Annotated in this window: 24 protein-coding genes; 13 read left to right on the plus strand and 11 right to left on the minus strand. The window is 73.4% G+C overall.

Going from position 1 to position 25838, the window contains the following annotated elements:
- Positions 1-6 precede the first annotated feature (6 nt).
- The 5 genes from ACFZAU_RS35475 to ACFZAU_RS35495 all read left to right on the plus strand — a co-directional run bounded on the left by ACFZAU_RS35475 (position 7) and on the right by ACFZAU_RS35495 (position 6038).
- Positions 7-3051, plus strand: coding sequence for a sarcosine oxidase subunit delta (locus ACFZAU_RS35475; protein WP_500555586.1), 3045 nt, complete (start codon positions 7-9; stop codon positions 3049-3051).
- Positions 3044-3637 (plus strand): sarcosine oxidase subunit gamma, encoded by a 594-nt coding sequence (locus ACFZAU_RS35480; protein WP_500555587.1) that lies wholly within the window; start codon positions 3044-3046, stop codon positions 3635-3637. Before ACFZAU_RS35475 ends, ACFZAU_RS35480 begins: the two co-directional genes overlap by 8 nt.
- An 87-nt stretch (positions 3638-3724) precedes the next feature.
- Positions 3725-4174: an RrF2 family transcriptional regulator gene (locus ACFZAU_RS35485; RefSeq protein WP_500463328.1), complete on the plus strand. Its 450-nt coding sequence runs from the start codon at positions 3725-3727 to the stop codon at positions 4172-4174.
- A gap of 86 nt (positions 4175-4260) precedes the next feature.
- A complete protein-coding gene (locus ACFZAU_RS35490; protein ID WP_499603243.1) occupies positions 4261-5463 on the plus strand; it encodes a globin domain-containing protein in 1203 nt (400 codons plus the stop codon).
- Positions 5464-5480: 17 nt separating this feature from the next.
- Entirely contained in the window at positions 5481-6038 is a 558-nt protein-coding gene (locus ACFZAU_RS35495; RefSeq protein WP_500555588.1) for an NUDIX hydrolase, read from the plus strand.
- On the opposite strand, the gene ACFZAU_RS35500 is transcribed toward ACFZAU_RS35495, so the two are convergent.
- Positions 6017-7822: an AMP-dependent synthetase/ligase gene (locus ACFZAU_RS35500; protein ID WP_500555589.1), complete on the minus strand. Its 1806-nt coding sequence runs from the start codon at positions 7820-7822 to the stop codon at positions 6017-6019. The genes ACFZAU_RS35495 and ACFZAU_RS35500 overlap by 22 nt on opposite strands.
- Positions 7823-8035: 213 nt before the next feature.
- On the opposite strand from ACFZAU_RS35500, the gene panD reads away from it, so the two are divergent.
- A complete protein-coding gene (panD, locus tag ACFZAU_RS35505; protein ID WP_499603240.1) occupies positions 8036-8458 on the plus strand; it encodes an aspartate 1-decarboxylase in 423 nt (140 codons plus the stop codon).
- Positions 8459-8730: 272 nt separating this feature from the next.
- A complete protein-coding gene (gene chvE, locus ACFZAU_RS35510; protein ID WP_500555590.1) occupies positions 8731-9837 on the plus strand; it encodes a multiple monosaccharide ABC transporter substrate-binding protein in 1107 nt (368 codons plus the stop codon).
- A gap of 81 nt (positions 9838-9918) precedes the next feature.
- On the opposite strand, the gene ACFZAU_RS35515 is transcribed toward chvE, so the two are convergent.
- The 3 genes from ACFZAU_RS35515 to ACFZAU_RS35525 all read right to left on the minus strand — a co-directional run bounded on the left by ACFZAU_RS35515 (position 9919) and on the right by ACFZAU_RS35525 (position 13291).
- Complete coding sequence (locus ACFZAU_RS35515) at positions 9919-11052, minus strand: hypothetical protein (RefSeq protein WP_500555591.1); 1134 nt, start codon at positions 11050-11052, stop codon at positions 9919-9921.
- A gap of 152 nt (positions 11053-11204) precedes the next feature.
- The gene (dapB, locus tag ACFZAU_RS35520) at positions 11205-12011 is read right to left on the minus strand and encodes a 4-hydroxy-tetrahydrodipicolinate reductase (protein ID WP_499603237.1); all 807 of its coding nucleotides are present in this window, start codon (positions 12009-12011) and stop codon (positions 11205-11207) included.
- Positions 12012-12031: 20 nt separating this feature from the next.
- Positions 12032-13291, minus strand: a complete 1260-nt coding sequence (locus ACFZAU_RS35525; protein ID WP_500555592.1) for an FUSC family protein — start codon at positions 13289-13291, stop codon at positions 12032-12034.
- Between the two features lie 168 nt (positions 13292-13459).
- Here ACFZAU_RS35525 and ACFZAU_RS35530 point away from each other — a divergent pair, with 168 nt between their 5' ends.
- The 5 genes from ACFZAU_RS35530 to ACFZAU_RS35550 are packed head-to-tail and all read left to right on the plus strand — an operon-like array spanning position 13460 to position 18313.
- A complete protein-coding gene (locus tag ACFZAU_RS35530; RefSeq protein ID WP_500555593.1) occupies positions 13460-14731 on the plus strand; it encodes an ABC transporter substrate-binding protein in 1272 nt (423 codons plus the stop codon).
- Complete coding sequence (locus ACFZAU_RS35535; protein WP_500555594.1) at positions 14728-15612, plus strand: carbohydrate ABC transporter permease; 885 nt, start codon at positions 14728-14730, stop codon at positions 15610-15612. The genes ACFZAU_RS35530 and ACFZAU_RS35535 overlap by 4 nt, the downstream gene beginning before the upstream one ends.
- Complete coding sequence (locus ACFZAU_RS35540) at positions 15609-16448, plus strand: carbohydrate ABC transporter permease (protein WP_500463319.1); 840 nt, start codon at positions 15609-15611, stop codon at positions 16446-16448. The genes ACFZAU_RS35535 and ACFZAU_RS35540 overlap by 4 nt, the downstream gene beginning before the upstream one ends.
- Positions 16449-16458: 10 nt before the next feature.
- Positions 16459-17658: an ABC transporter ATP-binding protein gene (locus ACFZAU_RS35545; RefSeq protein WP_500555595.1), complete on the plus strand. Its 1200-nt coding sequence runs from the start codon at positions 16459-16461 to the stop codon at positions 17656-17658.
- 4 nt (positions 17659-17662) lie between these two features.
- The gene (locus ACFZAU_RS35550; RefSeq protein ID WP_500555596.1) at positions 17663-18313 is read left to right on the plus strand and encodes a DedA family protein; all 651 of its coding nucleotides are present in this window, start codon (positions 17663-17665) and stop codon (positions 18311-18313) included.
- A 22-nt stretch (positions 18314-18335) separates the two neighbouring features.
- Here ACFZAU_RS35550 and ACFZAU_RS35555 read toward each other — a convergent pair whose 3' ends face one another.
- From ACFZAU_RS35555 to ACFZAU_RS35570, 4 genes are all read right to left on the minus strand, one after another.
- Positions 18336-20570, minus strand: a complete 2235-nt coding sequence (locus tag ACFZAU_RS35555; RefSeq protein WP_500555597.1) for a xanthine dehydrogenase family protein molybdopterin-binding subunit — start codon at positions 20568-20570, stop codon at positions 18336-18338.
- On the minus strand, positions 20567-21556 hold the full coding sequence (locus ACFZAU_RS35560) for an FAD binding domain-containing protein (RefSeq protein ID WP_500463316.1): 990 nt from the start codon (positions 21554-21556) through the stop codon (positions 20567-20569). Before ACFZAU_RS35560 ends, ACFZAU_RS35555 begins: the two co-directional genes overlap by 4 nt.
- Before the next feature lie 4 nt (positions 21557-21560).
- Positions 21561-22121, minus strand: a complete 561-nt coding sequence (locus tag ACFZAU_RS35565; RefSeq protein WP_499603228.1) for a (2Fe-2S)-binding protein — start codon at positions 22119-22121, stop codon at positions 21561-21563.
- Between the two features lie 84 nt (positions 22122-22205).
- Positions 22206-22745 (minus strand): CGNR zinc finger domain-containing protein, encoded by a 540-nt coding sequence (locus ACFZAU_RS35570; RefSeq protein ID WP_500555598.1) that lies wholly within the window; start codon positions 22743-22745, stop codon positions 22206-22208.
- A 96-nt stretch (positions 22746-22841) separates the two neighbouring features.
- On the opposite strand from ACFZAU_RS35570, the gene ACFZAU_RS35575 reads away from it, so the two are divergent.
- Positions 22842-24146, plus strand: coding sequence for an MFS transporter (locus tag ACFZAU_RS35575; RefSeq protein WP_500555599.1), 1305 nt, complete (start codon positions 22842-22844; stop codon positions 24144-24146).
- A 93-nt stretch (positions 24147-24239) separates the two neighbouring features.
- Here ACFZAU_RS35575 and ACFZAU_RS35580 read toward each other — a convergent pair whose 3' ends face one another.
- The 3 genes from ACFZAU_RS35580 to ACFZAU_RS35590 all read right to left on the minus strand — a co-directional run bounded on the left by ACFZAU_RS35580 (position 24240) and on the right by ACFZAU_RS35590 (position 25817).
- Positions 24240-24941 (minus strand): type 1 glutamine amidotransferase domain-containing protein, encoded by a 702-nt coding sequence (locus ACFZAU_RS35580; protein ID WP_500463313.1) that lies wholly within the window; start codon positions 24939-24941, stop codon positions 24240-24242.
- Positions 24942-25075: 134 nt separating this feature from the next.
- Complete coding sequence (locus ACFZAU_RS35585) at positions 25076-25525, minus strand: VOC family protein (protein WP_500555600.1); 450 nt, start codon at positions 25523-25525, stop codon at positions 25076-25078.
- Between the two features lie 76 nt (positions 25526-25601).
- Complete coding sequence (locus ACFZAU_RS35590) at positions 25602-25817, minus strand: dodecin (RefSeq protein WP_499603224.1); 216 nt, start codon at positions 25815-25817, stop codon at positions 25602-25604.
- Positions 25818-25838: the final 21 nt, after the last annotated feature.

A 25838-nucleotide genomic window follows, 5' to 3' on the forward strand; every position in this document is an offset into this window, starting at 1 on the left:
CGATCGATGCTGCTCATCCCCTGCCCCTGGTGCGGTCCCCGCGACGAGGCCGAGTTCCACTACGGCGGTCAGGCGCACCTGGCCTACCCGCCGGACCCGGCGGCCCTGACGGACGAGGAGTGGGCCCGCCACCTCTTCTTCCGCGACAACCCCAAGGGCCCCTTCGCCGAGCGCTGGATGCACGCCGCGGGCTGCCGCCGCTGGTTCGACGCGGTGCGCGACACGGCGACCAACCGCTTCGTCACCGGCGCGCCCGCCCCTTCCCCCTCCCGGTCCCGGCCGTCGCCGGCCGTGTCCCACGCGCGGACCGCCCCGGCCCCCGCCCTGCGGCCCGCGCGCGACCCCTGGCAGCCCTTCCGGCTCGCCGAGGGCGGGCGCGTCGACCGCGCCGCGCCCCTGACGTTCACCTTCGACGGCGTTACGTACACCGGCTACCGCGGGGACACCCTCGCCTCCGCGCTGCTCGCCAACGGGGTCATCGCCACCGGCACGGGCATCAGGCTGGGGCGTCCGCGCGGCATCTTCTCCGCCGGGGTGGAGGAGCCCAACGCCGTGGTGCAGATCGAGGAGCCCTTCCCCGAACCGATGCTGCCCGCGACGACCGTCGAGCTCCACGACGGGCTCGTCGCAAGAAACCTGCCCGGTCAGGGCAGGCTCGCCCCCGGTCCCGACCCGGCCCGCTACGACGCCGTCCACCACCACTGCGACCTGCTCGTCGTCGGCGCCGGCCCCACCGGGCTCGCCGCCGCCGCGACGGCGGCCGGCAGCGGGGCCCGGGTGATCGTCGTGGACGACCAGCCCGAAGCGGGCGGCAGCCTCCTCGGCAGCGGACGCCACCTGGACTGGGTCGCCGGGGCCGAGGCGCTCCTCGCCGCGGAACCCGGGGTCCGCGTCCTGCGCCGTACGACGGTTTTCGGCCACTACGACGACAACCAGGTGCTCGCCCTGGAGCGCCGCACCCACCACCTCGGCGCCGCCGCCCCCGCGCACGTCGCCCGCGAACGCGTGCACCGCGTCCGCGCCCGACGGGTCGTCCTCGCCACCGGCGCGCACGAGCGTTCCCTGGCCTTCCCCGACAACGACCGCCCGGGCGTCATGCTGGCCGGCGCCGCCCGCGCCTACGTCCGCCGGTACGGCGTCGTCCCCGGCCGCAGGGCCGTGGTGTTCACGACCAACGACGGCACCGGGGCCGTCGTCCGCGACCTGGCCGCCGCAGGCGTGGAGATCGCGGCGGTCGCCGACGCGCGCGACGGCGCGTACGTCACGGGCACCGAGGGCACGGACCGGCTGTCGGCCGTGCTGCTCGGCGACCGCCGGATCGAGGCCGACCTGCTGCTGGTCTCCGGTGGCTGGAACCCCGTCGGCCACCTCTTCGGCCAGGCGGGCGGCGCCGTGCGCTACGACGAGGCCCGCGGCACCTTCGTCCCGGTGCCCGGATCGACCCACCAGGCCGTGGAGTTCGCCACCACACCCGCCGAGGGGGTCGCGGCCGCCGGCCGGGCGCTCGCGGCCGAGGGCTTCGCACCGGGTCGGGTCGTCCTCCCGCCGCCGGACCGGGCCCCCGGGCGCGCGCCGCTCACGCTCTTCGACGTCCCCGTGACGGCCCCCGGCCCGCGCTTCGTCGACCTGCAGCGCGACGTCACCGTGGCCGACCTGCGGCGGGCCACCGAGGCCGGGATGCGCTCGGTGGAGCACACCAAGCGGTACAGCACCGCGGGCACCGCGAACGACCAGGGGAAGACCTCCGGCGTCCTGGCCTCGGGCGTCGTCGCGGGACTGCTCGGCGTGGAGGTGTCCGCGCTCGGCACGACGACGTACCGCCCCCCGTACGCGCCGGTGTCCTTCGCCGCGCTCGCGGGCCGCGACCGCGGCGCGCTCCACGACCCGGTCCGGGTGACGGCGCTGCACGGCCTCCACGTCGCCGCCGGCGCCGTCTTCGAGGACGTCGGCCAGTGGAAGCGCCCGCGCTACTACCCGCACCCCGGCGAGGACATGACGGCCGCCGTGCTGCGCGAGTGCCGGGCCGCCCGCGAGGACGTGGCCGTCATGGACGCCTCGACCCTCGGCAAGATCGACCTGCAGGGCCCGGACGCCGCGGAGTTCCTGGACCGGCTCTACACCAACCTGATGTCGACCCTGCGCCCGGGCATGATCCGCTACGGCGTCATGTGCCGACAGGACGGCATGGTCTTCGACGACGGCACCGTCATCCGGCTCGCCGAGGACCGCTTCCTCGTCACGACGACCACGGGCAACGCCGCGGCGGTCCTGGACTGGATGGAGGAGTGGCTGCAGACCGAGTGGCCGGAACTGCGCGTCCACTGCACCTCGGTGACCGAGCAGTGGGCCACAGTCGCCCTCGTGGGCCCGCGCTCCCGCGAGGTGCTGGGGGCGCTCGCCCCCGGACTGGCGGTGGGCCGGGCCGAGTTCCCCTTCATGGCCTGGCGGGACGCCACGGTGGCGGGGCTGCCGGCCCGGGTGTGCCGGATCAGCTTCTCCGGGGAGCTCGCGTACGAGGTCAACGTCCTGCCCTGGCGGGCGGCGGCCCTCTGGGAGGCGGTGCGGGCCGCCGGCGCCACCCCGTACGGCACCGAGACCATGCACGTGCTGCGCGCCGAGAAGGGCTACCCGATCGTCGGCCAGGACACCGACGGCACGGTCACCCCGCAGGACCTCGGCATGGGCTGGGTCGTGTCGAAGAAGAAGCGCGACTTCATCGGCAAGCGGTCGCACACCCGCGCCGACACCGCCCGCCCCGACCGCAAGCACCTCGTCGGCCTGCTGCCCGAGGACCCGGGTCTGCTGCTCCCCGAGGGCACCCACCTGGTCACCGGACCCACGCCGGCCGCGCCTCCCGTCAGGGCGCTGGGCCACGTCAGCTCCAGTTACCGCAGTGCCGCCCTCGGCCGCACCTTCGCGCTCGCCCTGGTCAAGGGCGGCCGGGAACGGGTGGGGCAGCGGCTGTACGCGCCCGTCGGCGGCCGTCTGGTGCCCGTGACCGTCGCCTCCCCCGTCCTCTACGACCCCGAGGGGGCCCGCCGCGATGGCTGACACCGTCACCCGCCTCAGTCCGCTGTCGGCCGCGGCCGGCCGCCTCGCCGCCGCGACCCGCGGCTCCGGCGGGGCACTGCGCCTGGCCGAACTGCCCTTCCTCGCCCAGGTCGACCTGCGCCTGGACCCCCGGGGGCCGGCCGCCGAGGCCGCCGGGACTGCCCTCGGCGCGCCGTTGCCCCTGGAGCCCTGCACGTCCGTCCGCGCCGGGGACCTGGCGGTGCTGTGGCTCGGTCCCGGTCAGTGGCTGGTGGTGGGGCCGCCCGGCGCCCAGGAGGAGCTGGAGGCCCGGCTGCGCAAGGCCGCGGGCGAGGCGCACGTCTGCGTCACCGACGTCTCCGCCCAGCGCACGACCCTGCTGGTCTCCGGCCCCCGCGCCCGCGACCTGCTGGCGCACGGCTGCTCGCTCGACCTGCACCCAGGGGTGTTCACCCCCGGCGGTTGCGCGCAGACCACGCTGGCCCGCACCCAGGTGGTGCTGGTGGCCAGGGCGGAGGTGCGGGCGGGCTTCTGGGTGCTGGTCCGCTCCTCCTTCGCCGGCTACCTCGCCGACTGGCTGCTGGACGCCGCCACGGAGTACGTGTGACGTGTACGTGTGACGTGTACGTGTGACGTGGACCGCAGGACCCCGTCTTAACTTGAATCCGTGATTCGTATTATCTAGCCTCGAAGCATGCGCCTGACGAAGTCCACCGACCTCGCGCTCCGCGCGGTGATGGCCCTCGCAGTCAAGGACGAGCCGTCCACCGCCCGGGACGTGGCCGAGGCGATGCGGGTCCCGTACTCGCACCTCGCCAAGGTCGTCGCCCGGCTGCAGCACCTGGGGGTCGTCGAGACCCGACGCGGGCGCGGCGGTGGCCTGGAGCTCACCGCCGCGGGGCGGACGGCCTCGGTCGGCCGGCTGGTGCGGGAGCTGGAAGGGGTCGGCGACGTCGTGGACTGCGAGGGCGAGACGCCCTGTCCGCTCGCCGGAGCCTGCCGCCTCCGCGGCGCGCTGCGCCGGGCGCAGGAGGCCTTCTACGCCTCCCTTGACCCGCTGACCGTCGCCGACCTGACCGCCGCGCCCACCGGACCCGTCCTGGTGGGGCTGGTCGGCTCCGGCCCGCCCGGTCCGCGGGGCTGATCCGGCCGTCGGGAACCACCCCCCGCCGGGGCGGGCCTCCGCACGCCCTTTAATGCGAATTCCAGATACCAATTAGGGAGCCGTCCATGCTCAGCGAGAAGTCCGCAGCGACCGTCCGCGCCACCCTGCCCGCCGTCGGCGGCGCGATCTCCGAGATCAGCGGGCTCTTCTACGACCGGCTCTTCGCCGCCCACCCCGAGCTGCTGAGGGACCTGTTCAACCGCGGCAACCAGGCGGCCGGCACCCAGCGCGAGGCCCTCGCCGGAGCCATCGCCCACTTCGCCACCGTCCTGGTCGAGCAGCCCGGGCAGCGCCCCGACGCGATGCTCGCCCGGATCGCCAACAAGCACGCCTCGCTCGGCATCAGCCCCGGTCAGTACCACGTCGTCCAGAAGCACCTCTTCGCCGCCATCGCCGAAGTGCTGGGCGACGCCGTCACCGAGGAGGTCGCGGCCGCCTGGGACGAGGTCTACTGGCTGATGGCCAACGCCCTCATCGCCATCGAGCAGCGGCTGTACGCCGAGCGCGACGTCCTGACCGGCGACATCTGGCGCCCCTGGGAGGTCGCCGAGAAGGTGCGGGAGACCGAGGACGTCGCCTCCTTCCGGCTCCGCCCCGCGGACGGCCTGCCGCTGCCCGACTTCGGCCCCGGCCAGTACGTCTCGGTGCGCGTCGAACTCCCCGACGGCGCCCGGCAGATCCGGCAGTACAGCCTCTCCGGCGCACCCGGCGACACCACCCGCCAGATCAGCGTCAAGCGCGAGCGCGGTCTCGCCGGGAGCCCGGACGGCGAGGTCTCGGCCCACCTCCACGACCACGTGGGCGAGGGCGCCCGCGTCGAACTCTCCGCCCCCTACGGCGACATCGTCCTCGCCGACGACGGCGGACCCCTGCTGCTCGCCTCGGCCGGCATCGGCTGCACCCCGATGCTCGCGATGCTGCACCGGCTCGCCGGCGACGGCTACGCGGCGCCCGTGACCGTCGTCCACGGCGACCGCTCGCCGGGGCACCACGCCCACTCCGCCGACCACCGCGCCCTGGCCGAGAAGCTCCCCGCGGGCAGCGCCCACTTCTGGTACGAGGACCCGGGCACCGGCGCCGGCCCCGGCGACCGTGCCGGCCGGGTCGACCTGTCCGGCGTCGAACTGCCCGAGGGCCTGCGGGCCTACCTGTGCGGCCCGCTGCCCTTCATGCGCGCCGTGCGCGCCCAGCTCATCGAGCGCGGTGTGCCCGCCTCGGCCGTGCACTACGAGGTCTTCGGCCCCGACCTGTGGCTGGCCCGCGACTGACCGGCCACACTGGTCGGATGGCGGACAAGGCGGTCAAGCGCAGCGCGGGGATCCTGCTCTTCCGCGGCACCCCGGGCGGTGCGCCCGAGGTGCTGCTGGCCCACATGGGCGGCCCGTTCTGGTCGTCCAAGGGCGACGGGGCGTGGACGATCCCCAAGGGCGAGTACGAGCCCGGCGAGACCGCAGAGGCGGCCGCCCGGCGCGAGTTCCTGGAGGAACTGGGCCTGCCGGTGCCCGCGGGCGAGCTGCTGCCGCTCGGCGAGAACCGGCAGCCCAACGGGAAGGTCGTGACCGTCTGGGCGCTGGAGGGCGACCTCGACACCGGCCTCGTGGTGCCCGGGACCTTCTCCATGGAGTGGCCCCGGGGATCCGGCCGGGTCAGGGAGTTCCCCGAGGTGGACCGGGCCGCGTGGTTCCCGCTCGGCCCGGCCGCCCACGAGAAGATCCTCTCCGCCCAGCGGACCTTCCTGGACCGCCTGCGCCGGCTGCTCGACGGCGACAGCGACAGCGTTGGCAATGGCGACGGCGGCGGCGACGGGCGGGGCGGAGCGGGTCAGGAGGCCGGGGAGGCGTAGATCGACTCGATCTGCTCCGCGTACGCGCTGACGATCGCGTTCCTGCGGAGCTTCAGGGAGGGCGTCAGCATCCCGTTCTCCACCGAGAACTCGTGCGGCAGGATGCGGAAGGCCCGGATCGACTCGGCGCGGGAGACCGCCGAGTTGGCCATCGACACCGCGCGCCGGACCTCGGCGTCCACGTCCCGCCCGGTCATGGCGGTCCGCAGCTGGACCGTCTCCCGGTCCAGGGTGATCAGCGCCGCGACGAAGGGCCTGTTGTCGCCGATCACGATGCACTGCGAGACCAGCGGATGCCACCGCAGCCGCTCCTCCAGCACCAGGGGCGCCACGCTCTTGCCGCCGCTGGTGATGATGATGTCCTTCTTCCGGCCGGTGATCGTCAGGTACCCGTCAGGGTCGAGCGAGCCCGTGTCGCCGGTCGCCATCCAGCCGCCGCGGCGCCACACCTCGCGGTTCGCGACCGGATCGGCGTGGTAGCCGGCGAACACCGTCGTCCCCCGGACCAGCACCTCGCCGTCCGGCGCGATCCGCACCGCGCTGCCCGGCAGCGGCCGGCCCACCGTGCCGAAGCGCACCTTCCCCAGCGGCTGCGCGGTCACCGCGGCCGTCGTCTCGGTGAGCCCGTACCCGTCGTAGATGGTGAGTCCGGCACCCGCGAACAGCAGCGCCAGCTCCCTGCTGAGCGGCGACCCGCCCGAGACCGTGTAGTTCACCCGCCCGCCCAGCACCTCCCGGATCCGCGCGTAGACCAGCCGGTCGAACGCCGAGTGCGCCGCCCGCAACAACGGCCCCGGTCCCGGCCCCGAGCCCAGGGCTTGCCGCTCCACGGCCTCCGCCCAGCGCACCGCCACGCCGGCGGCCCGGTCGAAGACATGGCCCCTGCCGCCCCGGGCGGCGGCGTTCCGCGCGCCCTGGATGATCTTCTCGTACACGTACGGGACGGCGAGCAGGACGGTCGGCCGGAAGGAACGGAAGGCCGGGAGGAGTTCGCCCGGCGCGAGGTCGGGCTGGTGGCCGAGCAGCACGCCCCCGCGCACCGCGCAGGTGGTCACCATCAGTCCGTAGATGTGCGACATGGGAAGGAACGCCAGCACCGACGGCCGCACCCCCGGCGGGGCGAAGATCGAGCCGTACCCGGCCAGCAGCGTGTCGCACTCGGCGGCGAGGTTGGCGTGGGTGATCAGGCAGCCCCTGGGCGGTCCCGTGGTGCCCGAGGTGTAGGCGATCACCGCCACCGACTGCGGCTCGACCGCCCAGCGCAACTGCTCCACCACCACCGGGTGCACCTGCCGGCCGAGCGCCGCCAGCCACGGGACGCACCCCGCGTCGAGCTGCCAGATCCGGCGCAGCGCGGGCAGGGTGTCGCACACGGCGCCCACCGTCATGGCGTGGTCCTCGTGCTCGACGACGATCGCCACCGCCCCCGAGTCGGCGAGGATCCACCGCACCTGCTCGGCCGAGGAGGTCGGGTACACCGGGACGATCCGGGCGCCCACCGACCACAGCGCGTAGGAGAACAGCGTCCACTCGTACCGGGTGCGGGCCATTACGGCCACCGGCTCGCCGAAGCGGATCCCCTCCGCCACCAGACCGCGGGCCAGTTCGGCCACCTCGTCCCGGAAGGCCGCGGCGCCGACCTCCTGCCAGCGGTCGCCCCCGCGCCCGTCCCGCCGGGCCAGTACGGCCGTGTCCGGGCGTTTGTCGGCCGTCTCGTACACCGAGTCGGCGAGTCCGCCCGACCGCAACTGCTCCGCCCGGGGCGGAAGGCTGAACTCGCGCACGGCGCCCCCTTCCCCGAGCCGGTGCCCCGCCGCACCGAGACGGCAGGCAGGGAAGATATCCGGCTATTGAGCCACTTGCCTAGAGGTGGTGCGGAAACGGCAGAGGCTGACGCGAACGGGTGCCTCCGGGCCGTCGCCTGGCGACGACTACGATGGCCGTAACAGGCGCGTACCCCGACCGGGACGCGACCCTTCGCATCGGGAGTGTGAGCCGTGCTGCGCACCATGTTCAAGTCCAAGATCCACCGTGCCACCGTGACCGAGGCCGACCTCCACTACGTCGGGTCCGTCACCGTGGACGCCGACCTGATGGACGCCGCCGACCTGCTGCCCGGCGAACTGGTCCACATCGTCGACATCACCAACGGCGCCCGGCTGGAGACCTACGTCATCGAGGGCCGCCGCGGCTCCGGGGTGATCGGCATCAACGGCGCCGCCGCCCACCTGGTGCACCCCGGCGACCTCGTGATCCTGATCAGCTATGCGCAGTTCGAGGACGCGCAGGCCCGTGAGCTGCGGCCGCGGGTGGTGCACGTGGACGCGGACAACCGGATCGTCGCGCTGGGCGACGACGCCTCCGAGCCGGTCCCCGGAAGCGGCACCCAGGCGAGCCCCAACGCGGTGCCGGTCGGCTGAACGTCCGTACGATCGGCTGTGCTATTGTCCGGATCCATTCGAGGTATCCGTCCAGGTGGGGTTCGGTGATCACGGACCCCGTCGGGACCGGGAGCGCGGCGTGCTGCCGTCGGCCTCCCACAGCACTCCTCGGGCCTGACGCATCAGCAGTTCACCGGGCTCCGGCGGATCGCTGGGCTGCCACGGACTTCCGTGACGGGCCCGGACACTGTCGCTCTCGGGGGTGGGCGATGAGAGCACACCTTTGTTCGGCCCGAAAGGAACTGAGTCCCATGCACGCTGGCGGCGCTGCCAGACTGCGCACCGTGACCCTGGCGGTCCTCACGCTCTCCCTGACTGCCGCGGTCACCGGCTGCGGCAACGATTCGGGCGGCCAGGGCGGCGAGGTCACCGTGGGCATCGCCCTCCCCACCACGAAGCAGACGCGGTGGATCAACGACGGCGACAACATGGAAAAGCTGTTCAAGGAGCAGGGGTACAAGACAGACAAGCAGTACGCCGAGGACAGCGTCGACAAGCAGGTCGAGCAGGTCGAGGACATGATCGACCGGGGTGACAAGCTCCTGATCATCGGCGCCGTCGACGGTTTCGAGCTGGGTGACGCGCTCCAGAAGGCGGCCCGTGCCGGTGTCAAGGTCATCGCCTACGACCGCCTGCTGCTGGGCTCCAGCAACGTGGACTACTACGCGAGCTTCGACAACTACAAGGTCGGGAAGCTCCAGGCCGACTACATCGTCCAGAAGCTCGGGCTGAAGAAGGGCGGCAACGCCGGCCCGTACAACCTCGAGGTCTTCGCCGGCGACGCCAACGACAACAACGTCCAGGGCTTCTTCAACGGCGCGATGGACACGCTGGACGAGTTCATCAAGGACGGTCAGCTGGTCGTCAAGAGCGACCAGACCCGCCTGAGCCAGGTCACCATCTTCAAGTGGGAGGCGGACATCGCCACCGAGACGATGACGACCCGCCTCCGGGACCACTACAAGGGCGGTTCCACCGTCGACGCCGTGCTGGCCCCCAACGACGGCATCGCGCGCGGTGTCATCAAGTCCCTGAAGGCGGACGGCTACGGCAGCAGCGCCAAGCCGATGCCGGTGATCACGGGGCAGGACGCCGAGGTCGACTCGGTCAAGGAGATCATCGCCGGCGAGCAGTCGATGACGGTCTACAAGGACACCCGCAAGCTCGCCGCCGTCGCGGTCAAGATGGCGCAGGACATCCTCAGCGGCAAGAAGCCCGAGGTGAACAACAACAAGGACAACGACAACGGCAACAAGGTCGTGCCGGCGTACCTGCTGCCCCCGGTGGGTGTCGACAAGTCCAACTACAAGAAGCTGCTGGTCGACAGCGGTTACATCAAGGCCTCCGACCTCGACTGAGGCCGGGGTCCGCACGTACGCGGGGCCGGGAGGAACACACCGTTCCTCCCGGCCCTCGTCGTACCCGGCGGCAGCCCCGCGTCAGATGAGCACGTTCATCAGACCGTTGTCGTACAGACCTCCGTATCCGCGGCCGGCCTTGTCGCCGAACCCGTAGCCGAAGTCGGCGTGGACGAAGCCCGCGCCCTTCCCGTCGCCCTTGCCGAGACCGAGGGCGTGGACACCGCTGCCGTACCCCATGCCATAGCCATAGCTCACGCTGTACTTGTAGCTGAAGTTGAACCGGTAGCCGTGCTTGTTGCACTGCTTCTTGTGGTGCTTGCCGTGCTTCTTGCCGTGTCCCTTGTCGTGGCCCTTGCCGCCCTTGTTGCTCTTGCCCTTGCTGCCCTTGCCCCCCTTGTTGTTGCCCTTGTTGTTGCCCTTCCCGTTGCTGCTGCCCTTCCCGTTGTTGTCGTCCTTGTCCTTGTAGGTCGCGTTGTCGCCGTTGTCGTCGTTGTTGTTGTTCCCCTTGCCGCCGTTGCCGTTGTTGCCGCCGCCGTTGCCGCCGCCGCCCTTGCCGCCCTTGCCGCCGTTGTCGTTGCCGTTGTCGCGGCCGCCGCCCCGGCCGTTGTCGTCGTCGTCATCGCCGTTGTCGTTGCCGCCGCCGCGGCCGTTGTCGCGGGAGCTGCCGTTGTCGTTCCAGTCACTGCGGCCGCCACCGCCACCGCCTCCGCCACCGCCGCGGCCGTTGTCGCCGCCGCCGCCGTTGCCCCCGCCTCCGCCGCCGCCGCCGTTGCCCCCGCCGCCGCGGCCGTTGTCGCCGCCGCCGCCGTTGCCCCCGCCCCCGCCGCCGCGGCCGTTGTCGCCGCCGCCGTTGCCGCTGCCGTCGTCGTTCCAGTCGCTGCGGCCGCCGCCCCCGCCCCCGCCGCCGCCGCCGTTGCCCCCGCCACCATTGCCCCCGCCGCCTCCGCCGCCGCCCCCGCCGCCACCGCGGCCGTTGTCGTCGTAGCCGTTGTCCCCGTTGCCCCCGTCGTAGCCGTTGTCGTCCCCGCCGTCGTCGCCGTATCCGTTGTCGTCGTCGCCGTAGTCGTCGCTGCCCTTGCTCTGGGAGCCGTTCCTGCCGTCGTCGCTGCCCGCCGTGGCGACGGCGCTGCCGGTCGAGGCGGCCAGGAGGCCGGTCGCAAGGAGTCCGGTCGCGACGCCGAGAGCGGTGCGGCGCATCAGACTGGTTCGCATGAGTGTCCTTCCTTCGGACGCGTGGCGGGCGGCGATCGCCGCCGCCCCTGCGATCCAGTCGTACGTCGCGCGGTAAACGGCCGCCCGTCGAGCGGAGCGTCCGGGCGACAGCGTGGCCAAGGAAGTGACGCAGTGCCACGAGGTACGGAACGTCAGTCCCCGCCCAGCAACAAGGTGTCGAGACCGCGCACCAGACCGGGGCGTGCCGCGGCCGCGCGAGCCGCGAGCAGGGTCCCCGCGACGTACGGGGCGGGGGAGTTGCCGGCCTCGTGCCGGATCACCAGACGCTCGTCCGGCAGTCCGAACTGCGCCTCCACGGCGAGGGTGTAGCCCGGCAGCCGCAGCGAGTGGACCTGCGTGCCCGCGATCGACGCGCCGCGGGCCTCCGGGTGCCCGGCCGTGTGTTCCGGGTCCACGGCGTACTCGGGGCGCCGTACGGCGGCCAGTTGTTCGGCGAGTTCACGTGCGGTGCCGCTGGGGGCGTCGGGCTTGGTCGCGGAGGCGTAGTCGACGATCTCCCAGTGCGGCAGGTGACGGGCCGCCAGCCTGGCGGCCGCCTGCGCCAGCGCCGCCGTCAGCGAGAAGTTCCCCGAGGCCACCACCCCGACCCCGTGCTCCTCGGCCAGCGCGGCGATCTCCTCGTAGTCGGCGCCGGACAGGCCCGACGAGCCGACCACCACGTCGACCCCCCGGACCACGGCGGTGCGCACATGGCGCCCGACCGCGGTGTGCGAGGTGTAGTCGATCAGCACGTCCACGCCGTCCAGCGCGTCGTCGACCGTGCTGAAGACCGGGACCCCGAGCTCGGGGCCGCCCCACACCGCCCCGAGGTCCGCGCCGGCCGCGGACCGGGCCACCGCCGTCCGCAGCCGCAGGTCCGCGGAGTCCAGGACGGCGCGGGCGACCGCCTCCCCGGTCCAGCCGGTCGCCCCGGCGACACACACGTTCAGCAGGTCCATCCCACCAGCATGAGGCATGATCACCGACCGTCCCGTCCGGAAGCGGTCCCCCCGGGGGACCTCAGGCGCAGCCGGGCGGCGGCGGAGCGGGCCTGACGGCGCATCCGGCGGGTCAGCGTCGGCGGCCGCGGCGCGGCGGCGACCAGCTGCTCGGACAGCCACAGCGAGCGCTTCTCGAGGTCCAGCTCGTCCAGCAGTCGGTCGACGTTGGCCAGCAGCGCCCCGTACAGGTCCCAGCTCTCCCAGCGCCGTTCCGTCTCCGCCCGCAGCAGCACCGCGATCCGGTCCCGTTCCTCCCGGCCGCGCCGCAGGGCGTCCGCCAGCCGGGCCTCCGCATGGTCGGCGCCCTCCGTGACCTGGGCCGCGATCAGCCGGCCGAAACTGTCGGCGGCGTCGGCCATGTCGGCGAACAACTCGTCGATGCCGGCGGCGAGCTCGCCGGTGAACAGGGGCTCCCTCCCGCCGCGCTCGCGGTCCAGCTCCGTCAGCGAGCGGCACAGCGTCCGCAGCAGGACGGTCGACACCTCCAGGGTGTCCAGCCCGCTGCGCAGCAGCAGCCGGGTCATCGCGCCCTCCGCCGGCTTCACCCGCGGGTTGAGCCGGGTCCCCTCCTCCGCCCTGCGCAGCGAGGCGTCGAACCGCGCGATCTCGTTGTCCAGCCGGCGTGCGTCCATCAGCCAGGAGACGGCCTGTCCGGCGGTGGCGCCGGCGCGTACCTCCCGGCCCATCCGGAGCATCAGCGCCCGCATGTGCTCGGCGAGCTCGCGCACCGCGTCGCCGGCCGGCTCCACGAAGGCGGGGGGCGGCACCACGACGTTGAGCAGCACCCCGACGCCGGCCCCGACCAGGGTCTCCAGCACCCGGTCCAGCGCCTCGCCCGAGGGCGCGGGGACGGCCAGGATGAGCATCGCGCTGATCGCCACCTCGGCCACGAACTCGTCCACCCGGATGAAGTGACCGGTCACCAGCGACGCCAGGATGATCAGCCCGAGGCTCCACACCGTCAGCCCGATCAGCTCCGCGAATCCCACCGCGATGAGGACGCCCGCCACCACGCTGACCACCCGTCGGACGCCCGTGGTCACCGTCGTGTAGAGCGTCACCTGCACCACGAGCAGGGCCGTCAGCGGGGCCGTCAGCGGCGCCGGGTTGGGCAGCAGCCAGACCGCCACGGCGTACGACAGCACCGCGGCCACGGTGGAGCGCACCGTCTGCACCACGATCGGGTCGTTGTTGCGCCGCAGGAGGTCGGCGAGCGGGGCGGGGAGGACGCCGGGCACCCAGCCAGTCTCCCCGGACGCGGGACTCCGGCACCGGTCAGCGGGGGCGGGTTGCGCCGACCGCGTGAATACCCGGCCCCGACACGCCCCTGAGGCACCGTCGGGAGCCGGCGCGGGGGCTTCATGGTCCGGGGCCGGAGTGTGTCCGAGCAGGGGAGCGAGGTGCCTATGGCGTGCGCGGTGCGGCGCTCCCGGGCCCTTGTCGCGGTGCTGGTCCTCGCGGCCGCCGCGGTCGCGTGCGGCGGCGCGTCGTCGCCGGCCCCCGGGCGGGCGACGCTCGACTGGTACAACTTCCCCGACGACTCCGGGGCGCTGCAGGAGGCCGCCGACCGGTGCGGCCGTGCCTCCGGCGGACGCTACGTCATCCGCTACAACAAACTCCCCCGGACGGCCGACGGCCAGCGGCAGCAGCTCGTACGCCGGCTGGCCGCACACGACCCCGCGCTCGACATCCTCGGCCTGGACGTCACCTGGGCCCCGGAATTCGCCGAGGCCGGCTGGATCCGCCCGTGGACGGGCACCCGGCGCGCCGAGGCCGTCCAGGACACCCTCGACGCCCCGCTGCGCACGGCCACGTGGAAGGACCGCCTCTACGCCGTCCCGTACAACACCAACGTCCAGCTGCTGTGGTACCGCGCGGACCTCGTGCCGGAGCCGCCCACGACGTGGGCCGCGATGCTCGACACGGCCCGTGACCTGGCGAAGGCCGGGAAGCCGCACCGGATCGAGGTCCAGGGTGCCCAGTACGAGGGGCTCACGGTCTGGTTCAACACGCTCGTCTCCAGCGCCGGCGGGTCGATCCTCGACGCGGACGCGAGCGCCCCCTCGCTCGGGCCGCCCGCCGTACGGGCCGCGGGCATCATGCGCGACCTCGCGGTCTCGCCCGCCGCCGACCCCTCGCTGCCCAACCAGATGGAGGACCAGAACCGGCTGGCCATGGAGGCGGGAACCGCCGCCTTCGAGCTGAACTACCCCTTCGTGTATCCGGCGATGAAGGCCGACAACCCGCAGCTGTTCCGGCACTTCCGGTGGGCCCGCTACCCGCGGGTCGACGCCGGCCGCCCCGCCCGGGTCACCATCGGCGGCATCGACCTCGCCGTCGGCGCCCACAGCCGCCGGCCCGAGCTCGCCTTCGAGGCGGCGCTGTGCCTGCGCGACCGGGACAACCAGCGGAACGCCGCGCTGCGCGGCGGCCTGCCGCCGACCCTGCGCTCCCTCTACGACGACCCCCAGGTCCGGCGGAGCTACCCCTTCGCCCAGGACATCCTCGCCGAGCTGGAGAACGCCGCCCTGCGCCCGCAGACCCCCGCCTACCAGAACGTGTCCATCGCGGTGTCCCACACCCTGTCACCGCCCGCCGCGATCCGGCCGGCCGAGTCCGTCCGGGACCTGCGGGGGCAGATCGAGGACGCCCTGCAGTCCAAGGGGCTGGTCCCGTGACGCGCCTCTCGGAGGGCGCCCGGCAGGAGCGGCGGCTGGGCCGGCTGCTCTGCGCCCCCGCCGTGCTCGTCATGCTCGTCGTGACCGCATACCCCGTGCTCTACGCCGTCTACCTCTCCCTGCACCGCTACGACCTGCGCTTCCCCCAGCTGGCCCGCTTCGTCGGCCTGGACAACTACGCCGCCGTCCTGAGCTCCGGGTTCTGGTGGCAGGCGTTCTGGGTGACCTGCCTGATCACCGTGGTCTCCGTCACGGTGGAACTGGCCCTCGGCATGGGGCTGGCCGTCGTCATGCACCGGGCGGTGATCGGCCGTTCGGGGGTGCGTACCGCGGTCCTGCTGCCCTACGGCATCGTGACCGTCGTCGCCGCCTTCTCCTGGCAGTACGCCTGGACCCCCGGCATCGGCTACCTCGTCGACGCTTCGGGCGCGGCCCCGCTGACCGACCAGTGGAAGGCCATCGGCCTCATCGTCCTGGCCGAGGTCTGGAAGACCACGCCCTTCATGGCGCTGCTGCTGCTCGCCGGACTGGCCCTGGTGCCGGAGGAGACGCTGCGCGCCGCCATGGTCGACGGCGCCACCCGGTGGCAGCGCTTCCGTCTCGTCACGCTGCCGCTGATGAAACCCGCCATCCTGGTGGCGCTGCTGTTCCGCACCCTGGACGCGTTCCGGATCTTCGACAACATCTACGTGCTCACCCAGGGCTCCAACGGCACCGGATCCGTGTCGATCCTCGGCTACGACAACCTCTTCACCGCGCTGAACCTCGGCATCGGCTCGGCCATCTCGGTGCTGATCTTCCTGTGTGTCGCGGTCATCGCCTTCGCCTTCATCAAGCTGTTCGGCACGGCCGCCCCCGGATCGGAGGACACCGGACGATGAGCACGAGCCCGGCGCAGCGGCGGCGGATCGCCCGCTGGAGCGTCGTCAACACCGTCGTGGTGCTCTACGCGCTCTTCCCGGTGTGGTGGATCGTCGCCCTGTCCTTCAAGGACCCCGCCACGCTCTCCGACGGCAGCTTCGTCCCCCGCACCTGGACGCTGGAGAACTACCGCGGCATCTTCGCGACCTCCGAGTTCACCCGCGCCCTGGTCAACTCCATCGGGATCGCGCTGATCTCCACCGTCGTCGCCGTCACGCTGGGCACGATGGCCGCCTACGCGGTGGCCCGGCTGCGCTTCCCCGGCAAGGGACTGCTCATCGGCACCTCGCTGCTGATCGCGATGTTCCCGCCGATCTCCCTGGTGTCGCCGCTGTTCAACATCGAGCGCTTCCTCGGGCTGTTCGACACCTGGCCCGGGCTGATCATCCCGTACATGACCTTCTCGCTGCCGCTGGCGATCTACACGCTGTCGGCGTTCTTCCGTGAGATCCCCTGGGACCTGGAGAAGGCGGCCAAGGTCGACGGGGCGACCCCCGCCCAGGCCTTCCGGCTGGTCATCGCACCGCTCGCGGCGCCCGGGGTGTTCACCACGGCGATCCTGGTCTTCATCTTCTGCTGGAACGACTTCCTCTTCGCGATCTCGCTGACCTCCACCACCGCCGCGCGCACCGTCCCGGCGGCGATCGCCTTCTTCACCGGCAGCTCGCAGTTCCAGCAGCCCACCGGCTCGATCGCCGCGGCCGCCGTGGTGATCACCGTCCCGATCGTCGTCTTCGTGCTGCTGTTCCAGCGGCGCATCGTGGCCGGACTGACCTCCGGCGCAGTGAAGGGCTGAGGGACCGCACATGGCCGAGATCACCCTCGAGGGCGTCACCAAGCGCTACCCCGACGGCGCGGTCGCCGTCCGCGACGTCAGCCTCGCCATCGCGGACGGCGAGTTCGTGATCCTCGTGGGGCCGTCCGGCTGCGGGAAGTCCACCACGCTCAACATGATCGCCGGGCTGGAGGACATCACCGAGGGCACCCTCCGCATCGGCGGCCGGGTCGTCAACGACAAGGCCCCCAAGGACCGCGACATCGCCATGGTCTTCCAGAGCTACGCCCTCTACCCCCACATGACCGTCCGTCAGAACATGGGCTTCGCCCTGCGGCTGGCCGGCGTGGACAAGGCCGTCATCCGCGAGAAGGTCGAGGAGGCGGCCCGTGTCCTCGACCTCACCGGCCACCTCGACCGCAAACCGGCCAACCTCTCCGGCGGGCAGCGCCAGCGCGTCGCGATGGGCCGCGCGATCGTCCGCGAACCCAAGGCCTTCCTGATGGACGAGCCGCTGTCCAACCTCGACGCCAAGCTGCGGGTCCAGATGCGCACCCAGATCGCCCGGCTGCAGCGGCGCCTGGGCACCACCACGGTGTACGTCACGCACGACCAGACCGAGGCCATGACCCTCGGCGACCGCGTGGTCGTCATGCGCGGCGGCGTCGTCCAGCAGACCGGTTCGCCGCAGGAGCTGTACGACCGGCCGCGCAACCTCTTCGTCGCGGGGTTCATCGGCTCGCCCGCGATGAACTTCCTGCCCGCCGCGGTGGAGGAGGACCGGTTGCGCACCCCGCTCGGCGACCTGCCGCTCGACGACCGCCTGCGCGCCGCCCTGGCACGCCGTGACGCACCGCGCGAGGTCGTCGCGGGCTTCCGGCCCGAGCACTTCGAGGACGCCGCGCTCGTCGGCCCGGACCGCGGCGGCGCCGTCCTCATCGTCACCGTCGACGTCCGGGAGTCCCTCGGCTCCGACGTCTACGTCCACCTCGCCCAGGAGGGCGGCGCGGCGGCCGCCGGGCAACTGGCCGAGCTCGCCGCCGACTCCGGCCTGGCGGACACCGGAGCCGGCGGCCCCGAGATCGTCGCCCGGGTGTCCCCCAGGACCCGGGCCCGCGAGGGCGAGCGGCTGTCACTGTGGCTGGACACCGCGCAGGCGCAGCTCTTCGACCCGGTCACCGGCGACAACCTCACGCTTGCCGGCGGCCCGCGTGACCCGGCCGCGGGCTGAGCCCGTGGCCCCGGCCGACGTCCCGCCGCCCCTCCCCGGACCCCTCGCGCACCTGGCCCCCCTCCTCGACGACTGGGGCTACCTGGCGGTCGGCGTCCTCGTGCTCCTCGACAACGGCGGCATCCCCGTGCCCGGTCACACCGTCCTGGTCGTCGCGGCCGCCTACGCGGGCACCGGGCGCATGGACATCGCCGGCGTCGTCGCGGTCGCCGTCGCCGCGGCCGTCGCGGGCGACTGCCTGGGCTACCTCATCGGCCGCAGCGGCGGCCGCGCCTTCGTCCACCGCTGGGGCCGCTACGTCCTGCTCACCCCCGAACGCTTCCTGCGCGGCGAGGAGTTCTTCGCCCGCCGCGGCGACCTCGTCGTCCTGCTCGCCCGCTTCGTCGACGTCCTGCGCCAGACCAACGGCATCATCGCCGGTACCGCGGGCATGCCCTGGTGGCGCTTCCTGCTCTGCAACACCCTCGGGGCGGTGCTCTGGGTCGGCGCCTGGTCGGCCCTCGCCTACGCCGCCGGCACCCGCCTCGGCTCCCTCTACGCCTGGTTCACCCGCTTCCAGCTCTACGCCCTGATCGCCGTGGCCCTCCTCGCCGCCGCCCTGACCGCCCGCCACCTCCGCCGCCGCCGTCTCCGCCGCCGCGCCCCGGGCCCCTGAGACGGCCCCGAGGGGGCGGTGCCTAGAGCAGGTCCTCGATGGTGATCGGCATCTTGCGGACGCGGCGGCCCGTGGCGTGGTGGACGGCGTTGGCGATGGCGGCGCCGGCGCCGACCTGGCCGATCTCGCCGACGCCCTTGACGCCGAGGGGATTGACGACGGTGTCCTCGACCTCGACGAGTTCGACGTCGACGTCCGGCACGTCCGCGTTGACGGCCACCAGGTAGTCGCCGAGGCTGGAGGCCGCCCAGCGGCCGGTGCGGGGCTCCATGTGGTTGGCCTCGAGGAGGGCCTGGCCCAGGCCCCAGATCATGCCGCCCATCAGCTGGCTGCGGGCGGTCTGGGGGTTGAGGACCCGCCCGGGCGCAAAGGCGCCGACCATGCGGCGGACCCGGACGAGGCCGAGGTCGGCGTCGACGGCGACCTCGGCGAACTGGGCGCCGAAGGTCATCAGGGCGTGGCCGTTCGCGCCGGCGTCGGGGGTCCAGGAGCCCAGTGCCTCGATGTCGGGCAGGAACTGGCGGTGCATCATTTCTGCGTAGGTCTCGCCGGTGTCCGGGTCGTCCCGGAGCACCATGCGCCCGTCCCGGAGTTCCACGGCCCCGGGGGCCGCCCCGCGCAGCGGCGACTCGGCGTCGGCGACCGCCCGCGCCACGAGCGCGTCGCGCAGGGCCGTGGCCGCCGTGTGGACGGCCGCGCTGATCATGCCGGCGCCGGACGAGCCGACGGCGGCGGCGATCTGCGGGAAGGCCGTGTCGCCGTTCTCGAAGCGGCACCGCTCGGCCGGCAGGCCGAGGGCGTCGGCGGCGACCTGCGTCATGGCCGTGGCCACGCCGGTGCCGAAGTCGGGGGTGGCCGCCTGCACCAGCGCCGTGCCGTCGGCGTACAGGCGGGCGCGGGCCCGCTGCGGCGTGACGGGCTGGGCGACGGGGTAGCCGGCGCTGGCCATGCCCGTACCGATCAGCCAGTGCCCCTCGCGACGGGAGCGCGGCCGCGGGTCACGGCCGGCCCAGCCGAAGCGCTCCGCGCCGCGGCGGTAGCACTCCTCCAGCCCCCAGCTCGACCACGGGTCACCCGTCGAGGGGTCGGTCGCCGTGATGTTGCGCAGCCGCAGTTCCAGCGGGTCGATCCCGAGGTGCTCGGCCAGCTCGTCCATCGCGCACTCCATGGCGAACATGCCCGAGGCCTCGCCGGGGGCGCGCATGAAGGTCGGCGTCATGGTGTTCGCGGGGAACACCCGGTACTCGCCCTCGTAGTGGGGGCATCCGTAGATCTGCGAGGCGACGCCGAGGGAGGGTTCGGCCCACTCGTCGAAGTGCGAGGTGGGGGAGAGCTTGTGGTGGCGCAGCGCGGTGAGCCGCCCGTCCCCGGTCGCGCCGAGCGTGATCGTCTGCTCCTGCTCCTCGCGGTGCCCCATCGAGGTGAACATCTGCTCGCGGGTCAGCGCCAGCTTCACCGGGCGGTCCACCAGCCGGGCCGCGATCGCGGCGAGCGCCGGGTGGTGCCAGATCATCGCCTTGCCGCCGAAACTGCCGCCCGTGTAGTGCCCGATGACGCGCACGCGGGAGACCGGCAGGCCGAGCAGCGCGGCGACCGTCTGCTGGGTGGAGGTGATGCCCTGCGTGGCGTCCCAGAGGGTGAGCCGGTCGCCCTCCCAGGAGGCGGTGGTCGCCGGCGGCTCGATGGGGTTGTGGTTGTTCGCGGCGTACGTGAAGGTGAGGTCCAGCCGTACGTCGGCCTCGTCGAGCCCCTGCCGCAGGTCGCCCCGGGCCATGCGCCCCGGCATGAAGCCGCCGAAGATCGTCTCGGGGACGTGGGCCAGGTCGCGGCCCTGGTCGAGGGTGGTGACCGGGGGCTCCTCCGCGTACCGCACGTGCAGCAGGCTCGCCGCGTGCTGGGCCCGTTCGTGGGTGTCGGCGACGACGACGGCGATGTGCTGGCCCGCATAGTGGACGACGTCGTCCTGCAGCGGGAAGAAGGTCTGGCCGGGGGCCGCCGTCCCCGCAAGGGAGGGGATCAGCGGCGGCTGCGCCGCGATGGGCGGGGTGTTCTCGTGGGTGAGGACCGCGAGGACCCCCTCGGCGGCCTCGGCCTCGCCGGTGTCGATCGAGGTGATCCGCCCGCCGGCGATGTGGGCCCCGACGAGCGCGGCGTACGCCATGCCGGGCAGCGGGATCTCCGCCGAGTACCGGGCCGAGCCGGTGACCTTGGGGCGTCCGTCGACCCGGTGCATGGGCTGTCCGACGGCCGGGGTCACGACGGGCTCCCGGTGAGGGTCTCGAGCGCGCGGACCACGGTCCGGCAGGCGAGTTCGACCTTGAAGGCGTTCATCTGCGTGGGGCGTGCCGCCGCCATCTCGACGCGGGCGGCCTCGCGGAAGTTCTGCGGGATCGCCGGCGCCCCGAGCAGGAACTCCTCGGCGCGCTCCGCCCGCCAGGGCCGGGTGCCCACCCCGCCGAGCGCGAGGCGGACGTCCAGCACCAGCCCGTCCGCCAGCGCCAGCGCGGCCGCCACCGAGACCAGGGCGAACTCGTACGACTCGCGGTCGCGGACCTTCAGGTACGTGGAGTGGCGGGCGATCGGCACCGAGGGCACCTCGATCACGGTGATCAGCTCGCCGTGCTCCAGCGGGTGCTCCCGGTCCGGGGCGTCACCGGGCAGCAGGAAGAACTCGTCGAAGGAGTAGGAGCGTTCACCGCCCGGCCCCTGGGTCCTGATCCGCGCGTCCAGCGCCGCGAGCGCCACGGCGACGTCCGAGGGGTGGGTGGCGATGCAGTGCGCGCTCGTGCCGAGGACGGCGTGCCCGCGGCTCGTCCCCTCGATCGCCGAGCAACCGCTGCCCGGCACGCGCTTGTTGCAGGGCGACGAGGTGTCGCGGAAGTAGCCGCACCGCACCCGCTGCATCATGTTGCCGCCCATGGAGGCCATGTTGCGCAGCTGGGCCGAGGCCCCGAGTTCCAGGGCCTGCGCGACGAGCGGGAAGCGCTCCCGTACGACGGCCGCTTCGGCGACCTGGCTCATCCGGGCCAGCGCGCCGATCCGCAGCGAACCGTCGGGCATGCCCTCCACGCCGGTCAGGGGGAGGTCGTTGATGTCGACGAGCCGGCGCGGCGCGAGCACGTTCTGCCGCAGCAGGTCGACCTCCGTGGTGCCGCCGGCCAGGAAGTGGCTCTGCGGGTCCGCGGTGACGGCCGCGATCGCGTCCGCCGTGCCCGTGGCGCGGGTGTAGGTGATGGGCCGCACGATCTCACGCTCCGCTGCCGGTTCCGGGGGCGGCACCGGGGTCCGCGTCGCGGACCGCGCGGATCGCCGCACGGATGTTGGGGTACGCGGCACAGCGGCAGATGTTGCCGCTCATCCACTCCTTGATCTCCGCGTCGTCCGCGGCGTGCCCCTCCCGCAGCAGAGCCACCGCCGACATGATCTGGCCCGGGGTGCAGTAGCCGCACTGGAAGGCGTCGTGCGCGATGAACGCCTCCTGCATCGGGTCGAGCCGGCCCTCCCGGGCCAGGCCCTCGACGGTGGTGACCTCGTGGCCCTCGCACGTGACGGCGAGCGTCAGGCAGCCCAGCACGCGGCGCCCGTCCACCAGCACCGTGCAGGCCCCGCAGGTGCCCTGGTCGCAGCCCTTCTTGGCGCCGGTCAGACGGAGGTGCTCACGGAGCGCGTCGAGCAGGCTCACCCGGGGCTCGATGTCCACCGCCCGCCGCTCCCCGTTGACGTGCAGGGTGACCGGGCCGGGGCCGGGGCCGCGCTCCGGCAGCACGCCGGACTCGGCCGCGGTGTTCGCCGAAACATGTGAGGACACCGGTCCACCTCCAGATCGGTCTCCCTTTCATGCTGTTTCGCCCGTCAACGACCCGCAACCGGGATCATGCCGCGGCGGGCGCGGCTACCGCTGCCGTGCGGCGTACGCCCGTGCCTTGTTGCGGTTGCCGCACACGCGCATCGAGCACCAGCGCCGGCTGCGGTTCTTGGAGACGTCCCAGAAGACCCAGCCGCAGCTGTGCTCGGCGCAGCGCTTGAGGCGCGCGGCGTCACCGGTGGTCACCAGCGCGCTCCAGGCCAGGGCGATGCGGGCGAGCGCCGCTTCCGCGGGCGCGAGCCCCGGCCCGGGGGACAGTACGGGACCGTCCCCGCCGACCGCGACGAGTAGGGGCAGCCCTCGCAGCACCTCGTCCGCGGCCGCGACCGCCCCGGGGTCGGGGGTGTCGCCGACGTTGGCGCCCAGCGCCTCACGGAGGCCGGCCCGCAGCCGCAGGGCGCGGTCGTGCTCGCCGGGCGTGACCGGCGTGCCCGCGTCGAGCAGGCCGTGGGCGGCGAGGAAGGCGGACACCTGCTCCGGCGCGGCCAGGTCGTCCGTGCCGAGGTCGAGGTCGACGGTGTTGGCGAAGGCCTCCACCAGGACGGCGGCGGGCGGGGGTTCGAGCACGGGGCACCTCCTGTCGTCACGGAGTCTACCGCCTATCGCGATCGGCGGTTAGAATGACCAGTGAAGCTAATAGCCGGTTAGCGCAGGGGAGTTCACATGGGGGAGCGGGCCCACGCCACGCCGATGAAGGACGGCGCCGCCCCGGCGGCCACGACGACGACCACGACCGCGTCCGCGAGCCCGTCACCGACGGATTTCCGCGGCACCCGCAACACGGCCGTGCTGGTCGGCTTCACCGCCGTCACCAACCTCGCCGACGGCGTGACCAAGATGGCGCTGCCCCTCCTCGCGGTGCGGGCCTCCGGCTCACCGCTGCAGGTCACGGCGGTCTCCCTGACCCTCACCCTGCCCTGGCTGCTGGTCGCCCTCCCCGTGGGCGTCCTGGTCGACCGGCGTGACCGCCGCGGCCTGCTGTGGGTCGCGGGCGCCGTGCGGATGGCCGCCGTGGCCGCCCTCGCCGTGGCGGCGGCCGGGGGCGGGCCCGGCATCGGAGTGCTCTGCGTCGCCGGTGCCGTCCTCGGCGTCGCGGAGGTGGTGGCGCTGACGGCGGAGGCGGCGCTCGTGCCGTCCGTGGTGCCGCCGGCCGGGCGGGAACGCGCCAACGCGTGGATCACCGGCGCCGAGACCGTCTGCAACGAGTTCTGCGGCCCCCTCGTCGGAGGCCTGCTGATCGCCGTCGGCACCGGTTTCGCGCTCGGCGCCACCTGGGCGGCGTACGCCCTCGCCTCCCTGGCCCTGTTCCTGCTCGCCGGGCGGGTGGCCGGGGCGCACGGCGCGGCCGCTGCGGCGGACCGCGCCCCGGCCGCCGTCCGCACCCAGATCGCCGAGGGGCTGCGCCACCTGTGGCGGCACGACCTCCTGCGAACCCTTTCGCTGGTCCTCACCGTGCTGTGCGCCTGCTGGGGCGCCTGGCTGGCGCTGATGCCCCTGTACGCGACCCACGCCATGGGCCTGGACGCCGGGCGGTACGGACTCCTGCTGAGCGCCCTCGGCATGGGCGGGCTGACCGGCGCGCTCACCGTCGGCCGGGTCAACCGGCTGCTGGGCCGCCGCGGCGCGATGTCCGCCGACATCGCCGGGACCGCCGCGATGATGGCCCTGCCCGCGCTGACCACGGCCCTCTGGCCGGTGGCCGTCGGCGCTTTCCTCGGCGGCATGGGCGGCACCCTGTGGGCCGTCAACGCCCGCACCATCGCCCAGGACATCGTTCCGGAGCGGATGATGGGCCGCTACAGCGCGGTCAGCCGGCTCTTCAGCTGGGGCGCCATGCCGCTCGGCGCGGCCCTCGCCGGAGGGCTCGCCGAACTCGGCGGCCCACGCCTGGTGTTCACGGTCCTCGCCGTGCTCGCGGCCGGGGCGCTCGTCCCCTTCCTGCGGATCGCCGCCCCGGCCCGCCCCTGACCGGCGCCGCCCGGCCCCGCCGTGCCGTCGGAGGGTCCGGACCCCGGGCCGCGTGACGGTCCGGGCAGCCCACCACGAGGACGACTTCCCGCCTCAGGCGTCCGCCAGTTGCCGGACGACCGCCTCCGCCACCGCGCGGGCGCTGCCCGGGTTCTGGCCGGTGATCAGCCGGCCGTCCTCGACGACGTAGGTGTCGAACGGCCGCCTGGCCGTGGAGTAGTCGGCGCCGCGCTTGCGCAACTCGTCCTGGAGGCTGTACGGCACCGCCCCGGCCCGGTGCGCGAGTTCCTCCTCGGGCCAGGAGAAACCGGTCACCCGCCTGCCGCGGACCAGCGGTTCACCGCCGCTCAGCGTCACGTTGAGCAGCCCCGTCGCGCCGTGGCAGACCGAGGAGACGATCCGGCCCGACTCGTAGAACCGGGCCGTCAGCTCCTCCAGTTCCCGGCTCTGCGGGAAGTCGAACATCACGCCGTGGCCGCCGGTGAGGTAGATCGCGTCGTAGTCCTCGAGGTCCACCCGCGCGATCGGCAACGTGTCCTCGAGGAGGTCCATGTACTCGCGGTCGGCGTAGTGCCCGCCGGTGCCGAGCTCCTCCAGCACCTCATGGGAGAGGCTCTCCGGGTCGAGGGGGACCTTGCCGCCGGCCGGGCTGGCGATGTCCATGGTGTAGCCGTCCTGCTCCACCACGTCCCAGAAGTGCGTGAGTTCCCCGAGCCACAACCCGGTCCGCATGCCGACCTTCTCGTACTCGTCGACGTTCGTCACGATGACCAGAATCTTCTTGGTCGCAGGCATGCCACTGCCCCTCTTCCCGGCGGGATCCGGTGCTGGTCGCGGCGGTCGGCGCCACGGCGCCACCCCGTCATTCCGAGCGTAAGTGGGCCATTTGGGGCAGGCAAGGCGATGTGCGGCGGACCACGGACCGGCCGCTACGCCACGCAGAACTCGTTGCCCTCCGGGTCGCGCATCACCACGCCGTAGTGGTCCACGCCCGGTTGGGCGAGCACACGGAGCCGTTCGGCGCCCGCCGCGACCAGCCGGCCGACCTCGGCCTCGACCCGCTCCCTGCGGGTCTCCAGGGGCACCTCGGCCCGCTCGCCGCCCACCTTGACGTCGAGGTGGAGCCGGTTCTTGACCACCTTGCCCTCGGGCACGTGCTGGAACCAGATCCGGGGGCCGCCGCCCTCCGGGTCCACGATGGAGTCGCAGCAGTCGCCCTCGCCGAGCTCCTCCTCGGACACACCGACTGATAGCCAGTACGCGCGCCAGGTGGCGAAGCCGCCCGGCGCGTCCTCGAGGCGGTAGCGCAGCGCGCCCGCCCAGAAGCGCGCCTGCGCCTCCGGATCCGCGCAGTCGATCGTGAGCTGGAACGCGACCATGTGTGCCTCCGTCGAAGTGGCCCGCCCGGTGCCCGCACCGGTGGGGCCCATGCTGCCCGACGGGTACGACAGTCGCTCAGCCGTTCTCCTCGATCCTGAAACCGACCTTCAGCCCGACCTGGTAGTGCCCGACCTGTCCGTCCTCCAGGTGGCCGCGGATCTGCGTCACCTCGAACCAGTCGAGGTTGCGCAGGGTCTCCGAGGCGCGGCTGAGCCCGTTGCGGATGGCGGCGTCCAGGCTCTCGCCGGACGAGCCGACGATCTCGGTCACCCGGTACGTGTGGTCGGTCATGGGGCCTCCCTGATCGGTGGG

It is taken from the genome of Streptomyces sp. NPDC008238 (assembly GCF_042956445.1).
In the GTDB taxonomy this organism is placed as follows: Bacteria; Actinomycetota; Actinomycetes; order Streptomycetales; family Streptomycetaceae; genus Actinacidiphila.

Excerpts from the sequence above, each read along its gene's own strand:
- ACFZAU_RS35475 (WP_500555586.1), top strand. The coding sequence starts at position 7 with ATGCTGCTCATCCCCTGCCCCTGGTGCGGTCCCCGCGACGAGGCCGAG.
- ACFZAU_RS35480 (WP_500555587.1), top strand. The coding sequence starts at position 3,044 with ATGGCTGACACCGTCACCCGCCTCAGTCCGCTGTCGGCCGCGGCCGGC.
- ACFZAU_RS35485 (WP_500463328.1), top strand. The coding sequence starts at position 3,725 with ATGCGCCTGACGAAGTCCACCGACCTCGCGCTCCGCGCGGTGATGGCC.
- ACFZAU_RS35490 (WP_499603243.1), top strand. The coding sequence starts at position 4,261 with ATGCTCAGCGAGAAGTCCGCAGCGACCGTCCGCGCCACCCTGCCCGCC.
- ACFZAU_RS35495 (WP_500555588.1), top strand. The coding sequence starts at position 5,481 with ATGGCGGACAAGGCGGTCAAGCGCAGCGCGGGGATCCTGCTCTTCCGC.
- chvE (WP_500555590.1), top strand. The coding sequence starts at position 8,731 with ATGCACGCTGGCGGCGCTGCCAGACTGCGCACCGTGACCCTGGCGGTC.
- ACFZAU_RS35515 (WP_500555591.1), bottom strand. The coding sequence starts at position 11,052 with ATGCGAACCAGTCTGATGCGCCGCACCGCTCTCGGCGTCGCGACCGGA.
- dapB (WP_499603237.1), bottom strand. The coding sequence starts at position 12,011 with ATGGACCTGCTGAACGTGTGTGTCGCCGGGGCGACCGGCTGGACCGGG.
- ACFZAU_RS35530 (WP_500555593.1), top strand. The coding sequence starts at position 13,460 with ATGGCGTGCGCGGTGCGGCGCTCCCGGGCCCTTGTCGCGGTGCTGGTC.
- ACFZAU_RS35540 (WP_500463319.1), top strand. The coding sequence starts at position 15,609 with ATGAGCACGAGCCCGGCGCAGCGGCGGCGGATCGCCCGCTGGAGCGTC.
- ACFZAU_RS35545 (WP_500555595.1), top strand. The coding sequence starts at position 16,459 with ATGGCCGAGATCACCCTCGAGGGCGTCACCAAGCGCTACCCCGACGGC.
- ACFZAU_RS35575 (WP_500555599.1), top strand. The coding sequence starts at position 22,842 with ATGGGGGAGCGGGCCCACGCCACGCCGATGAAGGACGGCGCCGCCCCG.
- ACFZAU_RS35580 (WP_500463313.1), bottom strand. The coding sequence starts at position 24,941 with ATGCCTGCGACCAAGAAGATTCTGGTCATCGTGACGAACGTCGACGAG.
- ACFZAU_RS35585 (WP_500555600.1), bottom strand. The coding sequence starts at position 25,525 with ATGGTCGCGTTCCAGCTCACGATCGACTGCGCGGATCCGGAGGCGCAG.
- ACFZAU_RS35590 (WP_499603224.1), bottom strand. The coding sequence starts at position 25,817 with ATGACCGACCACACGTACCGGGTGACCGAGATCGTCGGCTCGTCCGGC.